Origin of the sequence: Nonomuraea sp. H19 (genome assembly GCF_052068215.1) — a bacterium.
Lineage (GTDB): Bacteria > Actinomycetota > Actinomycetes > Streptosporangiales > Streptosporangiaceae > Nonomuraea.
This window is the reverse complement of the sequence record NZ_JBQHCV010000025.1, coordinates 1-13845: the sequence shown is the minus strand read 5'-3', so window position 1 is coordinate 13845 and position 13845 is coordinate 1. Positions and strand designations below refer to the sequence as shown.

11 protein-coding genes and 1 pseudogene are annotated in these 13845 nt (G+C 69.2%); 6 read left to right on the top strand and 6 right to left on the bottom strand.

Features of this window, described 5'->3' with window-relative positions:
* Window positions 1-16: 16 nt before the first annotated feature.
* On the bottom strand, window positions 17-1087 hold the full coding sequence (locus ACTMTI_RS41630) for a LacI family DNA-binding transcriptional regulator (protein WP_441126309.1): 1071 nt from the start codon (window positions 1085-1087) through the stop codon (window positions 17-19).
* A gap of 180 nt (window positions 1088-1267) precedes the next feature.
* Here ACTMTI_RS41630 and ACTMTI_RS41625 point away from each other — a divergent pair, with 180 nt between their 5' ends.
* Window positions 1268-2479, top strand: a complete 1212-nt coding sequence (locus ACTMTI_RS41625) for an ABC transporter ATP-binding protein (protein ID WP_441126308.1) — start codon at window positions 1268-1270, stop codon at window positions 2477-2479.
* 258 nt (window positions 2480-2737) lie between these two features.
* Here the strand turns inward: ACTMTI_RS41625 and ACTMTI_RS41620 are convergent, their stop codons facing one another.
* The gene (locus ACTMTI_RS41620) at window positions 2738-3487 is read right to left on the bottom strand and encodes an SDR family NAD(P)-dependent oxidoreductase (protein ID WP_441126307.1); all 750 of its coding nucleotides are present in this window, start codon (window positions 3485-3487) and stop codon (window positions 2738-2740) included.
* Window positions 3488-3513: 26 nt separating this feature from the next.
* On the opposite strand from ACTMTI_RS41620, the gene ACTMTI_RS41615 reads away from it, so the two are divergent.
* The gene (locus ACTMTI_RS41615; protein ID WP_441126306.1) at window positions 3514-4692 is read left to right on the top strand and encodes a PQQ-dependent sugar dehydrogenase; all 1179 of its coding nucleotides are present in this window, start codon (window positions 3514-3516) and stop codon (window positions 4690-4692) included.
* A gap of 42 nt (window positions 4693-4734) precedes the next feature.
* Here the strand turns inward: ACTMTI_RS41615 and ACTMTI_RS41610 are convergent, their stop codons facing one another.
* Entirely contained in the window at window positions 4735-5055 is a 321-nt protein-coding gene (locus ACTMTI_RS41610; RefSeq protein WP_441126305.1) for a carboxymuconolactone decarboxylase family protein, read from the bottom strand.
* 291 nt (window positions 5056-5346) lie between these two features.
* Between ACTMTI_RS41610 and ACTMTI_RS41605 the strand changes: the two genes are divergently transcribed.
* The 3 genes from ACTMTI_RS41605 (at window position 5347) to glnII (ending at window position 10268) form a co-directional block, all read left to right on the top strand.
* Window positions 5347-6024, top strand: coding sequence for an LptM family lipoprotein (locus ACTMTI_RS41605; RefSeq protein ID WP_441126304.1), 678 nt, complete (start codon window positions 5347-5349; stop codon window positions 6022-6024).
* A gap of 10 nt (window positions 6025-6034) precedes the next feature.
* Window positions 6035-9001, top strand: a complete 2967-nt coding sequence (locus tag ACTMTI_RS41600) for an AAA family ATPase (RefSeq protein ID WP_441126303.1) — start codon at window positions 6035-6037, stop codon at window positions 8999-9001.
* Window positions 9002-9248: 247 nt separating this feature from the next.
* The gene (glnII, locus tag ACTMTI_RS41595) at window positions 9249-10268 is read left to right on the top strand and encodes a glutamine synthetase (protein WP_441126302.1); all 1020 of its coding nucleotides are present in this window, start codon (window positions 9249-9251) and stop codon (window positions 10266-10268) included.
* Between the two features lie 38 nt (window positions 10269-10306).
* Here glnII and ACTMTI_RS41590 read toward each other — a convergent pair whose 3' ends face one another.
* From ACTMTI_RS41590 to ACTMTI_RS41580, 3 genes are all read right to left on the bottom strand, one after another.
* Complete coding sequence (locus ACTMTI_RS41590; protein WP_441126301.1) at window positions 10307-11845, bottom strand: aldehyde dehydrogenase family protein; 1539 nt, start codon at window positions 11843-11845, stop codon at window positions 10307-10309.
* Window positions 11846-11906: 61 nt separating this feature from the next.
* Complete coding sequence (locus ACTMTI_RS41585; protein WP_441126300.1) at window positions 11907-12776, bottom strand: UTP--glucose-1-phosphate uridylyltransferase; 870 nt, start codon at window positions 12774-12776, stop codon at window positions 11907-11909.
* 351 nt (window positions 12777-13127) lie between these two features.
* The gene (locus tag ACTMTI_RS41580) at window positions 13128-13376 is read right to left on the bottom strand and encodes a DUF1876 domain-containing protein (protein ID WP_441126299.1); all 249 of its coding nucleotides are present in this window, start codon (window positions 13374-13376) and stop codon (window positions 13128-13130) included.
* Window positions 13377-13534: 158 nt separating this feature from the next.
* Here ACTMTI_RS41580 and ACTMTI_RS41575 point away from each other — a divergent pair.
* A pseudogene (locus ACTMTI_RS41575) lies at window positions 13535-13845 on the top strand (hypothetical protein); the annotation flags it as partial.

The window sequence follows — 13845 nt, the reverse complement described above, 5'->3', positions numbered from 1 at the left end:
GGGGTGGGTGCGGAGGTCAGCGGCGCGGGCCGCAGCTGCCTCGGATGATGAGCTCGGTCGGCAGCACCACGCTCCGCGGTTTCCTGCCCCCGGCCCGCAGCACCAGCTCCGCCGCCCGGTATCCCATGTCCCTCCCGGGCTGGGCGATCACCGTCAAGGGAGGCGAGCACAGCTCGGCCCAGGGCACGTCGTCGTACATCACCAGAGACACGTCCCGCGGCACCCGGAGGTCCAGCTCCCTGGCCGCCAGCACGGCCGCCTCGCCCAGTACGTTCCCCCCGGCCACCACGGCCGACAGGTCCGGGCGGCTCTGGAACAGCCCTGAGGCGGCGGCGTAGGCCGAGTCGCGGCTGCCGGTGCCGAACACCACCAGCTCCTCGTCCACCGGCGCCCCCACCGCCTCCCTGAAGGCCGCCACCCGCAGGTCCTGCCCCGGGCCGCCGAGGAACGCGATGCGCCTGTGGCCCAGGCCCCGCAGGTAGCGGACGGCCGTACGGATGCCGCCCCGATCGTCGGCCACCACGGCGGGCACGTCCAGCGGCCGGGCGTGGTGGCCGGCGACCGGGGCGGGGGGGAGGCCGTCCAGGAGCATGAGGTCGTTGACGGCGACGGCTCCGGTGTCCTCCTGGGCCGCCTTGGCGGGGAGGCGGTCGGCGAAGACCACCGTCATGCCCGCGCGGATCGCCGGGACCCATGTGTCGGCGTCGCCGGACGGCACCGCGATCAGGCGGTCCACGCTCTGCTCCAGCAGCATGCCGATCAGCTCGGACTCTTGCTCGGGATCGCCTCCCGTGGAGCCGAGCACGACCGGCTCGCCGGCCGAGCGGGCGCAGGCCAGCACCCCCTCGGCGAGCTGGCCGTAGAAGGTGTCGGTCAGGTCGGGGACGAGCAGGCCCATGCCGCCGGTGCGGCGCTGGCGCAGGTTGCGCCCCAGCGCGCTGGGGCGGTAGTCGAGCTGCGCGGCGACGGCCAGAACGCGTTCCCTGGTCTGCGGACTGGCCGAGCCGCCCGACAGCACCCTGGAGACGGTCGCGACGCCCACGCCCGCCGCCTCGGCCACATCCTTGATCGTCGCCCGCCTCTCCATGGAAACGATTCCATCATGGTTTCCGCCGCGCGGGAAGACTGCCACTTCGACAAAGGCTGGTCACACGGCAACCCTTGACACCGATGTCCGTTTCCGGTGAGATGCTTGAAAACGTATCCACGTGAGTGGGAACACGGTAACTACGTCCGGGCCCACAGCCCTGGAGCGCGAAGGAATGTCATGGCATCCATCGTTCTGACCAACGTCGACAAGATCTACGCCGGTGGCGTAAAGGCCGTGAACGGGCTCAACCTTGAGATCAAGGATGGCGAGTTCATGGTGCTGGTCGGCCCCTCCGGTTGCGGAAAGTCGACCGCGCTCCGGATGATCGCGGGCCTGGAGGACATCAGCGGCGGCGAGATCGCCATCGGCGACAAGGTCGTCAACCACCTGCCGCCCAAGGACCGCGACATCGCGATGGTCTTCCAGAACTACGCGCTGTACCCGCACATGACGGTCGAGGAGAACCTCGCGTTCGGCCTCAAGCTCCGCAAGATGCCCAAGCCGGAGATCCAGAAGCGCGTCAACGACGCCGCCAAGATGCTCGGCCTGGAGACCTACCTCAAGCGCAAGCCGGCCGCCCTGTCCGGTGGTCAGCGTCAGCGTGTCGCCATGGGTCGCGCCATCGTCCGTGAGCCGCAGGCCTTCCTCATGGACGAGCCGCTGTCCAACCTCGACGCCAAGCTCCGCGTCTCCATGCGCGCCTCGCTCAACACGCTGCACGAGCGCCTCGGCGTCACCACCGTCTACGTCACCCACGACCAGGTCGAGGCCATGACCCTCGGCGACCGCGTCTGCGTCCTGCGCGACGGCCTGCTCCAGCAGGTCGACACCCCGCAGAACCTGTTCGACAAGCCGGTCAACCTGTTCGTGGCCGGGTTCATGGGCTCGCCCTCGATGAACTTCGTCACCGCCGAGCTGGTCCGCGACAACGGCGCCGCCGTCACCTTCGCCGACGTCAAGCTGCCGATTCCCGAGTCGACCTTCTCTGACAAGCCGGGTCTCGACCAGTACATCGGCAAGAAGATCATCCTCGGCATCCGCCCGTCCGACTTCGAGGACGCCACCTCCGCGGGCAACCACGCCAACGGCTGGGCCACGCTGCCGGTCAAGGCGGAGGTCACCGAGGAGCTGGGCTCCGAGATCAACGTGCTGTTCCTGATCGACGCCCCGCCGGTCGAGCACAAGGACACCGTCGCCGCCGCCGACACGGGCGACGACGAGGAGGCGGCGCTGCCGCTCGTGGGCGACAAGTCCCTGTGGACCGCCCGGGTCAACGCCCGCAGCCACGTCCGCCCCGGCCAGAACATCGACCTGGTCCTCGACACGCACAATCTGCACTTCTTCGACCCGAGCTCCGGCCTGGCCATCGGCCACGAGGCCAACCGCTGAGTCTCCCGCTGTCTCCTGGTTCCCGGTCGTGAGCCTGGCTCACGACCGTCTGGGCCCCCACCGCGACCCCCTCCCGCGGCGGGGGCCCGTTTTTTCGCGGTACGGCCGGCGCCCGAGTCGCGACCCGCTTTCACCTGCCGGCCGGTGCCCGGTGTCGCCACCCCTGGATGGGGCGGCCAGGCACGGAGCAGCGCCTCGGGTGCTCCCGGCGCCTGCGCCGGGGGCCCCTGGGTGGGCCGCACCGTGCGGGGTGGGAGGTCAGCGGCCGAGTCGTGCGGACACCTGGGCCTGGAGACCGCGCGGGACCAGCTTGCCGATCGCCACGATGGCCTTGTAACGCGGATCCGGCACCGACACGCGTTTGCCCACCGCCAGGTCCCGCATCGCGGCCCGGACCACGTCGTCGGCCTTCAGCCACAGGAAGCCGGGAATGCCGGAGGTGTCCATCGAGGCTCGCTCGTGGAACTCGGTCCGTACGAACCCCGGGCACAGCGCCATGATCTTGATGCGCGGGTTCCCGAGCTCGGCCGCGGCCGACTCGCTGAAGTTGACCACCCACGCCTTGGACGCGCTGTAGGTGCCGCGGGTGAAGAACGCCGCCACCGACGCCACGTTGATCACCGCGCCCCGGTCGCGTTCGATCATCCCGGGCAGCGCGGCCAAGGTCAGCCTGAGCACGGCCTCGCAGTGCAGCTTGAGCATGCGGACCTCGTCCTCGACGGGCACGTCGGGGAAGCCGCCGGGGTGGCCGAATCCGGCGTTGTTCACCAGCAGGTCGACGCCGTCGCGAATCCTCGACTCGACCGTGGCCAATCCCTCGTCGGTCGTCAGATCGGCGGGCAGCACCTCGACGCGCACGCCGTACCTCAGCTTGAGCTGGTCGGCGGCCTCGTTGAGCCGGCTCTCGTCCCGGGAGACCAGGACGAGCGAGAACGCCTCTGCGGCCAGGCGCCGGGCGAAGGCGGCGCCGATGCCTGCGGTGGCGCCGGTGATCAATGCGGTTGGCATGCCTGAACCCTAGCGTTCATGACAGGATGAAGCTCGTGCGCCTCGTCGTGGCCGTCCTCGTCGTCGTCCTCGTGGCCCTCGGAGCCTGCTCGGCCCAGCCTCCGCCCCCATCCGCGCCGCTCACACCGGCCCCTGGGACGACCGTCCCCACCGAGACGCCGGCGGAGCCGACCGCCGCCACGCCAACGCCGGCCGAGCGCGGCGAACTGCGGTTCACGGAGATCGCCCGGCTGGAGCAGCCGGTGGCGTTCGCCGTGCGCAAGGGTGACGACCGCCTCTACGTCGCCGAACAGACGGGCCGGCTGCGCACCTCCGGCGGTGACACGGTGATCGACCTGTCGGGCGAGGTGAGCGACGGCAACGAGCAGGGCCTGCTGGGTGTGGCCTTCCACCCGTCAGGCCGCTGGGTCTACCTCGACTGGACCGACGCCCAGGGCAGAACCCACGTCACCGAGTGGGCCTACGACGGCTCCAAGGCGACGGGCCGGCGCGACGTGCTCACCCAGGACCAGCCGTACGCCAACCACAACGGCGGCCAGCTCGCCTTCGGTCCCGACGGCTACCTCTACATCGCACTCGGCGACGGCGGCAACGCCGGAGACCCGCACGGCAACGGCCAGAACCTCAAGACGCTGCTCGGCAAGATCCTGCGCATCGACCCGCGCGGCGGCCGCCCGTACAAGGTTCCCGAGGACAATCCGTTCGTGGGCAAGCAGGGCGCAAAGCCCGAAATATGGGCGTACGGCCTGCGCAACCCCTGGCGGTTCAGCTTCGACCGGGAGACCGGCGACCTGTGGATCGGCGACGTCGGCCAGAACGCGTGGGAGGAGGTCGACCGCCAGCCCGCCGCCTCCAAGGGCGGCGAGAACTACGGGTGGAACCTCCGCGAAGGCGAGGAGTCCTTCCGCGGCGGCAAGGGGAGCGAGCTGGTCGACCCGGTGATCGTCTATCGGCTCAACGAGGGCGGCAACTGCTCGGTGATCGCCGGATTCGTCTACCGGGGGGAGAAGATTCCCTGGCTGCGGGGCCGGTTCCTGTACGGCGACTTCTGCGCCGGATGGGTCAAGGCCGCGCCCGCCGACGAGCCGGCGAAGGGCGAAGAGGTAGGCGAGATCGAGCAGCTCTCGTCGTTCGGCGAGGGGCCCGACGGCGAGCTCTACGCGCTCAGCCTGCGCGGCCCGCTCTACAAAATCGAACCGGCCTGACTCGCGTGGCCCGCGCCACCGGATCGGCCGGGCCTGACGCGCTCAGCCCTCTGCCCGCGCCTGCCTGACCCGGTCGATCAGGTCCTCCACCTGGCCGTTCAGCTTCGCTCCCCGGGCCCAGCCCGCGTAATGCGCCAGGAAGACGACCACCTCGCGCAGTTCGGTCTCGGTGAGGTCGCCCGCGCGCAGGGCGGCGTCGAGCTGAACTTCCGTCTGCTCGTCGAGGCCCTGGCCGACGAGCAGCCCGAGCAGGAGCAGGCGGCGTTCCTTGACCGACAGGACCGTCCTCGACCAGACGTCGGCGAACTGGCGCTCGGCCGCCATGCCGAAGGAGTCGACGGTCTCGATTGAGGGTTCTCTCATCGTGCGCTCCCGGGGTCGGTAGGGGTCAAGCTTCGCTGACCTCTGGGGCGGTCCGCTGAACGCGGCCCTCCACAGGGATCCTCACATCCTTCGCTACTTCCTGGGATGCGCCAATGGGGGTTGCATGAACGTTGTACCGGACAGGAGGACTCCGGGCCGCTTTCGATCTGTAACAAGTAAAGCCAATCTATGGCCAAGATTTGGTCAAGATTTTCTATCGCACATCGGGCTCATTCTGTCTGAAAGCGGGCACAACAACTCCGTTGGTCCGTAAAGCGGAGGTAAGCCCTGGTGGAAAAGACACGGGCTTTGATCGCACTCATGGTCGCGATCTTCATGCTGTCGGGGTGCGGGCAGCCGGAGTTCACCTACGTACGGGACAAGGCGGGCACCACATATTTCAAGGTGCCGTCCTCGTTCACGCAGCTCAACGCGTCCCCCATCGAGCTGTACCTGACCGGCGACCACCCCAACTCGCAGGCGGCCACGCTGCGGGCCGAGCGGGTCTGGTCGACGGCCTTCGACCAGTCGGCGGAGCCGTCGGTGAACCACCTGCTCGGCTCCCAGGATCCCTTCGTCTACGCGACCGTGCACCAGCTCACCGAAGAGCAGCGGGACGGGATCTCACTCAACAGGCTGCGCGACTTCATCCTGCCGGTGACCGGGCAGGTGCGTCAGCTCTACCTGCAACAGTCGACGGTGACCGGTCAGCCGCCGATGTTCACCAACTTCGAGCTCCTCGGCGATGAGGTCCTGACGCTGGACAACGGCGCCAGGGGTGTCCGGGTCCGCTTCAACTACCAGATCGGCAACAACGTCCAGACCTTCGACCACACCGCCGTCCTCGACGAGAAGGGCGGCACGGTCTCCGTTCTGCTCATCGGCTGCCAGTCGATCTGTTTCAGGAAACGCGCCGCCGAGTTCGACAAGATCGCGAATTCCTTCAAGCTGCTCCGGCTGCCTGGATGAGGGAGCACCATTGACCACCACCGTTCATGAGGGGCTGCGTGCCCCGGGCAGCGGGCCCTCCGACCCCGAATCCGTGACCCGGAAGAAGATGCAGTTCTGGGACCGGAGCAAATTCCTCATCGCCCTGGTGCTGGCCTACCTCATCCTCACGTGGAAGGTGATGGCCGACTTCGAGGGCATCATCACCTTTCCCGAGGCCGCGCTGGCGATCGCGCGGTCGTACCAGTGGATCTTCTGGTTGCTCGGCATTGAGATCGTCCGGCAACTGCACTTCCTCGTCAGCGAGCACTGGTCGGGTTACCACCGCTTCTGGAGCCAGAGGGTCTTCGGCGGCTTCGAACGCTGGACGCACCGCCGCTTCGACGACTGGACCAGGTACCGCCTCTCGCGGGCGCTCAAGATCGCCTTTTTCGTCACGCTGATCGCGCTGGTGCTGGGGGCGGTGCTGGACGTCAGCCCGTTCACGGCGCTTTTGCAGGCGCCCGCGCTGGTCTGGCAGGCGCTGCCGTTCCTGCTCCAGATCGTCTTCCTGTTCTTCGTGATCATCATCCAGTTCGTGGGCCTGTTCTGGTTCCTGTCCAGGGGCGGCGTCGAGACGTACTTCCCCGACGACATCAAGACCCGCTTCCGCGACGTGTGGGGGCAGGACCACGTGGTCGAGCGCGTCCAGGAGAACATCGTCTTCCTGGAGCGGCCCGACGAGATCGAAAGACGCGGCGGGTACGTCCCCAGCGGCCTGCTGCTGTGGGGTCCGCCGGGGACCGGCAAGACCCTCATGGCCGAGGCGGTGGCCGGCGAGACCGGCAAGCCGTACGTGTTCGTGGATCCGGGCGCGTTCACGAACATGTTCATGGGCATCGGCATTCTCAAGGTGAAAGCCCTGTTCAGGAAGCTGCGCAAGCTCGCGCTCCGGTACGGCGGCGTGATCGTCTTCTTCGACGAGGCCGACTCGCTCGGCAAGCGCGGCCGGCTGGCCCAGCAGGGCCCGCCCGGGCAGGGCGGCTTCTCCGGGCTGTCCGGCTTCGCCGGCTGCCACGGCCTCAACTACCTGTCCGAGGAGACCCGCCAGGTGCTGGCCCTCCGCGCCCGGCGCGAGGACGGCGAGGAGCCGGGCCGGCGCAACCGCTTCTTCATGGGCGGCGGCATGAACGGCAGCGGCGACCCCGGCACGCTGCAGGCGCTGCTCACCGAGCTGTCCGGGCTGAAGAAGCCGCGCGGGTTCTTCAACCGGCTCGTACGGCGACTGCTCGGCATGCGGCCCAAGCCGCCGCCCAAATACCGCATCCTCGTCATGATGGCCACCAACCGGCCGGACGCGCTGGACGAGGCGCTGCTGCGGCCCGGCCGCATCGACCGCATCTACAAGGTCGGCTACCCGTCCAAAGCCGGACGGGTGCGCACCTACCAGGGCTACTTCGACAAGGTCTTGCACGAGCTCACCGCGAAGCAGATCGACAAGCTCGCCACGATCACCCCGTACGCCACCGGCGCCACCATCAAGGACCTGGTCAACGAGTCGCTGATCACCGCCATCCGCGACGGTCGCGAGATCATCACCTGGTCGGACGTGCTGCGGGCCAAGCGGCTCAAGCAGCTCGGCCCACCCGAGGACGTCGAGTACATCGAACGCGAGCGGCACGCCGTGGCCGTGCACGAGGCCTGCCACGCCGTCGTCGCGTACGTGACCCGCTTTCACCTCGAGATCGACATCGCCACCATCGAGAAGGGCGCCGACTACCTGGGCATGGTCGCCTCGATCAAGCCCGAGGACCAGTTCACCAGGTGGAAGTCGGAGCACGAGGCCGACATCATGGTGTCGCTCGCATCGCTGGCCGGGGAGCGGATGTTCTTCGGCGAGGACAACTCCTCCGGCGTCTCCGGGGACCTCTTCTCGGCGACGTACCTGACCGCGATGATGGAGTCGTACTGGGGCATGGGCTCCGGCGTCACCTCGCTGCCCGCGCTCCAGGAGCTGGAGATCTTGGGCGGCAAGGCCGTGCGCAAGCCCCGCAGCGGCGGCGGCGGCTCCATCGGCATCACCGAGAGGGAGCCGAGCCGGCGCGAGCCCGATCTGACCCCCGACGTGCTGGGGGAGCGGATCGAGTTCAACCTGGTGCGGCTGCTGGAGCAGACCGAGGAGCTGCTGCAGCGGCACCGCAGGGAGGTCTTGTGCGTGGCACACGCGCTGGAGACGCACAAGACGCTCAACGGCGACGACGTGGTGGCCGTCATCCGGCGCGAGCCGGGGCCGCTCATCGACGGCACGATCTACGCCTCCGAGGAGCTCTATCAGGAGTTGGAGGACTACCACCGCGACGCGGCCAGGGCGCACAAGGAGCACAGCCGCATCGAGCGCGACCTGCCCGGGCCGGCGGAGCCGGACGTCGAGCTGCAGCCGACCGGCTTCAGCGGGCCCGGCGTCGAGGTCGTCCAAGCGGTCCCCGCCGGCCCACCGCCGGTCGTGATCGCCCCGCCGGTGGTTCCGGACTCGAACGGCGAGCCGTCCGATCGGCCGGAGTTCGTCCCGTGGGTGCCCCAGGCGCCCCCCGCACCGGCGCCGGCGCAGGTGCCCGTCGTGGTCGCCACGCCCGCCGTCACCCCGCCGCCGCCCGCGCGGCGCCGGACAGTGGGCCGGGTGTGGCTGGTCATCGCCAGCCTGCTCGGACTCGTGGTGCTGTCCATCATCGCCGCGCTCGCGGTGACCGGGGCGGGCGCCACCATCACCGGCTCGGCGGCCACGCCGATGGGAGCCTCGCCGGGGCTGATGCTCCTGCTGTTCGTGGTGATCGCGGCGGTGATCGTGGGAGCCGGGCTCGCGCTGGTCGCGGTCAAGGGGGTACGCGCGGCGCAGGCCAAGGCCGAACGCGAGCGCGACGAGGCCCACGCCCGGGCCCAGCTGCTGGCCGCGGCGATGGACCCGGACACGGCCATGCGGCTGCTCGGCTACGACGGCAACGGGCGCGACGGCCGTACATGAGAGCGGAGCACGTGCCCGGGGCGTCCGGAACGCCCTCGGGCACGTGCCGGCGCCGAGCGCGCGGCAAGTACGGTGGCAGGAGAGCCGAATGCCGCGCCAACCGCCCGGGGTGACCTGTGGTGCGGGAAGGGTGACGCGCCCAGGTAAAGGATCGGCTGATTAACACGGCGTTCACATGTGGGCAAAAATTGGGAAACGGCTGTCCGTAAGACTCGGCGTGGCTGTGAAGAACCCTGAAAGGACCGCCGTGAGCTACAAGGCTGAGTACATCTGGATCGACGGCACCGAGCCCACGGCTCTGCTGCGCTCGAAGACCAAGATCCTTGTCGACGGAGCCGAGCCTCCGGTCTGGGGCTTCGACGGGTCCAGCACCAACCAGGCCGAGGGCCACTCGTCGGACCGCGTGCTCCGCCCCGTCTTCACCTGCCCGGACCCGATCCGCGGCGGTGACAACGTGCTGGTGCTGTGCGAGGTCGAGGAGATCAACGGCGACCCGCACGTCAGCAACACCCGCGCCCTGCTGCGCCCGATCGCCGAGCAGTACGCCGACCAGGAGTCCTGGTTCGGCATCGAGCAGGAGTACACCTTCTTCAAGGGCAGCCGCCCGCTCGGCTTCCCCGAGGGCGGCTTCCCCGCCCCGCAGGGCCCGTACTACTGCGGTGTCGGCGCCGACGCCATCTTCGGCCGCGAGATCGTCGAGCTGCACCTCGACCGTTGTCTCGCCGCCGGCCTGGCGATCTCCGGCATCAACGCCGAGGTCATGCCCGGCCAGTGGGAGTTCCAGGTCGGCCCGGCGAGTCCGCTCGACGTCTCCGACCACATGTGGGTGGCCCGCTGGCTGCTCTACCGCACGGCCGAGGAGTTCGGCGTGGAGGCCACGCTCGACGCCAAGCCCGCCCGCGGCGACTGGAACGGCGCCGGCGCGCACACCAACTTCTCCACCAAGGCCATGCGCGAGGGCTACGAGGCCATCATCACCGCCTGCGAGGCGCTCGGTGAGGGCGACAAGCCGATGGAGCACATCACCCAGTACGGTGCCGGCGTCGAGAGCCGCCTGACCGGCGCGCACGAGACCGCCCCGTGGAACAAGTACAGCTACGGCGTCTCCGACCGCGGCGCCTCCGTGCGCATCCCGTGGCAGGTCGAGCTGGAGAAGAAGGGCTACATCGAGGACCGTCGCCCGAACGCCAACGTCGACCCGTACGTCGTCACCCGCCTGCTGGTGAACACCTGCTGCTCGGCCCTGGAGAAGGCCGGCCAGGTCTGACCGCTGTGACAAAGGGGGCCCCGCGGGGCCCCCTTTCGTCATGGAAGGCGGAAGTCCAGGTCAGGTACGATCTCCGCGACGTCCATCTGCGCCTTCTGCAGACGGCCGGAGTGATCCCAGTTCATGGCCTGCCAGCGGGTGAACTGGTCGAGCACCCACATGCCCGACTGGCGGCTGCCGTTGCCCGACTTGCCGTTGCCGCCGAACGGCAGGTGCGCCTCCGCCCCCGAGGTGGAGTTGTTGACGCTGACCATGCCCGCCGAGATGCCCTCGCGGAAGCGGAAGGCGTGCTTCGGGTTCGTGGTGTAGATCGAGCTCGACAGGCCGTAGCCGGGCAGGTTCGCCAGCTCGACGGCCTCGTCGAGGGTGCGGAACGCGGTCACGCCCACGATCGGGCCGAACGTCTCCTCCATGAAGAGCCGGTCGCCGGGCCGTACGCCGTCCACGACGACCGGGTGGTAGTAGAGGCCCTCGCCGCCGTCGAAGTCGCCGCGCGGGTTGTCCTTCGTGATCCGCCCGACATTTCCTGAAACGACCGTGTGGTGGGGCTGGATCCAGGTCAGGTACTCCTCGTAGCGGTCGGCGAACTTCCGGTCCAGCAGCGGGCCCGCCAGCACCTCCTGAGCAGGGTCCCCGACCCTGGCGTCCCGCACCGCCCGCGCGAACCGCTCGACGAACGCGTCGTGCACGCTCTCGTGCACGATGACCGTGCCGAGGCTGGTGCAGCGCTGGCCCGCGGTGCCGAAGCCGGAGAACAGCGCGCCCTCGACGGCCAGGTCCAGGTCGGCGTCGGGCATGATCACCATCGGGTTCTTGCCACCCAGCTCCAGGCAGGCCGACTGCAGGTGCCGGCCGGTCAGCTCGCCGATCTTCCGGCCGACCTCGCTGGAACCGGTGAACCCGACCTTGTGCACGGTTCCCTCGCCGAGGGCCAGGTCCAGGCCGCGGAAGGTCTCGGCGCCGTCGGCGAACACGATGTTGAGCACGCCGTCGGGCAGCCCCGCCGCCACGAACAGCTGGAACATGGCGTGCGCGGAGGCGGCGGCGTACTCGGCGGGCTTCCAGACGACGGCGTTGCCGCACAGCAGGGCCGGGACCAGATACCACGACGGCACGGCGACCGGGAAGTTCCCCGCGGTGACGACCGCGGCCACGCCGATCGGGTTGCGGAAGGTGAACAGGTTCTTGTCCGGCATCTCCGACGGCACCGTCTGCCCGTAGAGCCTGCGCCCCTCGCCGAGGAAGAAGTCGCAGGTGTCCACGATCTCCCGCACCTCGCCCAGGGACTCGGCGTACGGCTTGCCGATCTCCTCGGTGACCAGCCGGGCCAGCCGCTCGGTGTTGGCCTCGACCAGCCGCCCGATGGAGGCGATCACCCGCCCGCGCACGGGGGCGGGCACCTTGGCCCACTCGCGCTGGGCCTCCTTGGCGGCGCGGCAGGCGGCGGCGAACGCGTCGGCGTCGGCCAGGCCGACCTGGGCCACGACCTCGCCGGTGCGAGCGGGATTGGTCGACTCGTACGCGGTTGCGGTGGCGACCTCCTTGCCACCCACGATGGAAACGATTTGACGGCTCACCGGTGCCCTCCTCATAGGTTCTCCGGACAGACAACCACTCCGCAGGAAAAAACCCAAGCCATCAGCCTTCGAGGGCGAGCCTGCGCAGCTCCGGGCCGTATGCCGGGTCGGCCAGGGCGGCGGCGAACTGGGCCTTGAGGTAGTCGAGCGGCGAGCCGGTGTCCCACCAGGTGCCGTCGATGACCTGCCCGTACACCGGGTGCTCGGCGGCGTGGCGGTGCAGGGCGTCGGTGAGGTAGATCTCGCCCTGGGGGTTCTCGTGCCACCTGCGGGTCTGGGCCTCCAGCTCCCGGATGACGCCGGGGGTGACGACGTATCCGCCGATCGCGGCGTACCGGGAGGGTGCCTGCTCGGGGGACGGCTTCTCCACCAGCCCGGAGATCAGCAGGCGGCCGTCGCCGTGGTCCTCCTTGACGACGGGCACGCCGTAGCGGGAGGCGTCCTCGACCGCCATCGGCATCAGGGCCAGGACGGGCGCGTGGGTGGCCTCGTACGCGGCCTTGAGCTGCTTGGCCCGCGGCACCTCGGCCACGAACACGTCGTCGGCCCACAGCACCATGAACGGCTCGTCGCCGATCACCCGGGCGGCGTTGAGCACGGGGGTGCCGTTGCCGTACGGGCCGTTCTGGTACAGGTACGTGATGTGGGCCAGCGACGACAGCTCCGCGATCGCGTCGGCCAGGACGTCCTTGCCCGCGGCGCGCAGCTGCAGCTCCAGGTCGGCGTCCGGCGCGAAGTGGCGTTGGATGAGGTCCTTGCGGGCCGAAGTGACGATGGTGATCTCGTCGATCCCGGAGTCCACGAGCTCGCGGATGGTGTGCTCGATGACGGGCTTGTCGCCGATCGGCAGCATCTCCTTGGGCAGCGCCTTCGTCAGGGGCAGCAGGCGGGTGCCTAGGCCGGCCACCGGGATCACGGCTTTGCGGACCATGCGTCTCTCCTTGATCAAGCAACGGGAGAGTGACGACGTTACCCGAGTCGTGTTCGGTTGATCACGTCGGTGACCACGGCGTGAATGGCGTGCCGCGCCGACCTGGTCCAGACGGTACGCGGCCGCGGCGCCCATCGGGCCCGTCATGATCGCGGCCAGCGTCAGCACGCGCTCGGGGCGGTGCACCGCCAGCCACGGCCCTCGCGCCGACGACGCGCAGTCCACAGCCGCAATTCACCAGAGATAACGAATTTCTCCCCGATCGCCGCCATGGACGTCAATGTAGCGAATTAGCGTGTATTTAGTGAAATTTGTAATTGGATTACTCGTGATATGTGGGAACGTCCGAATTCACCACGAGCGGCTTCCCGTGGCCGACTCCACCGACCCCTTGATGTCGCGCTGGGTCATCATCGCCAGCTTGTCGGCCAGGTCGGCCATCGCCCGCGAGGTCGCGAGCTCGTCCCCGATCACCGGCACCGACGGGTCCGACGGGTTGCGGCGGGCGCGGCCGGTGCCCGTCACCTGAGTGCCTGCATCGGTGGTCAGTTCCGCCTGCGCCGAGGTGTCGTCGCCGTCCTCGGTCAGCTGAATTCGCACGGTCCACTCTTTGGCTCTCATCTGAAATTGTGGCGCGGAGACCCGGTCCTGCAAACCGAGAGGAAGCGCCACCCCTCCTTTCGAAAACAGTATGGAAAAGCTCGGTAACAGTAAGTAATATGTGCGGTGGCTGAGGGTGCTGTGACAGGAGGTGCGCGATGGCGATCCGCCGCTCTGCCGCCAAGCGGCAAGGCCTGCCCTCGGTGGTGCAGCTCCGGCTCGCACCCACCTCCGCCCAGGCCGACGCCCTGGGCGCGGCGGTGCTGGTGTGCAATCAGGCGGCCACCGTCGTCTCCCGCCTGTCCTGGCAGCAGCGCACCTTCACCGTGGTGGAGCTGCACCGGCTCACCTACTACGACGTGCGCGCGCAGGTGGCCGGGCTGGGCGCCCAAGCGGCCGTGCGGGCCATCGCCCGGGTGGCCGGCGCCTACGCCAACCGGCGCGCCACCAAGAAGCGTGCTCACATCTT

What these genes read in the sequence shown, in the direction of transcription:
- ACTMTI_RS41625 (WP_441126308.1), top strand. Translation starts at nt 1,268, where the DNA reads ATGGCATCCATCGTTCTGACCAACGTCGACAAGATCTACGCCGGTGGC.
- ACTMTI_RS41615 (WP_441126306.1), top strand. Translation starts at nt 3,514, where the DNA reads ATGAAGCTCGTGCGCCTCGTCGTGGCCGTCCTCGTCGTCGTCCTCGTG.
- ACTMTI_RS41610 (WP_441126305.1), bottom strand. Translation starts at nt 5,055, where the DNA reads ATGAGAGAACCCTCAATCGAGACCGTCGACTCCTTCGGCATGGCGGCC.
- ACTMTI_RS41630 (WP_441126309.1), bottom strand. Translation starts at nt 1,087, where the DNA reads ATGGAGAGGCGGGCGACGATCAAGGATGTGGCCGAGGCGGCGGGCGTG.
- ACTMTI_RS41585 (WP_441126300.1), bottom strand. Translation starts at nt 12,776, where the DNA reads ATGGTCCGCAAAGCCGTGATCCCGGTGGCCGGCCTAGGCACCCGCCTG.
- ACTMTI_RS41620 (WP_441126307.1), bottom strand. Translation starts at nt 3,487, where the DNA reads ATGCCAACCGCATTGATCACCGGCGCCACCGCAGGCATCGGCGCCGCC.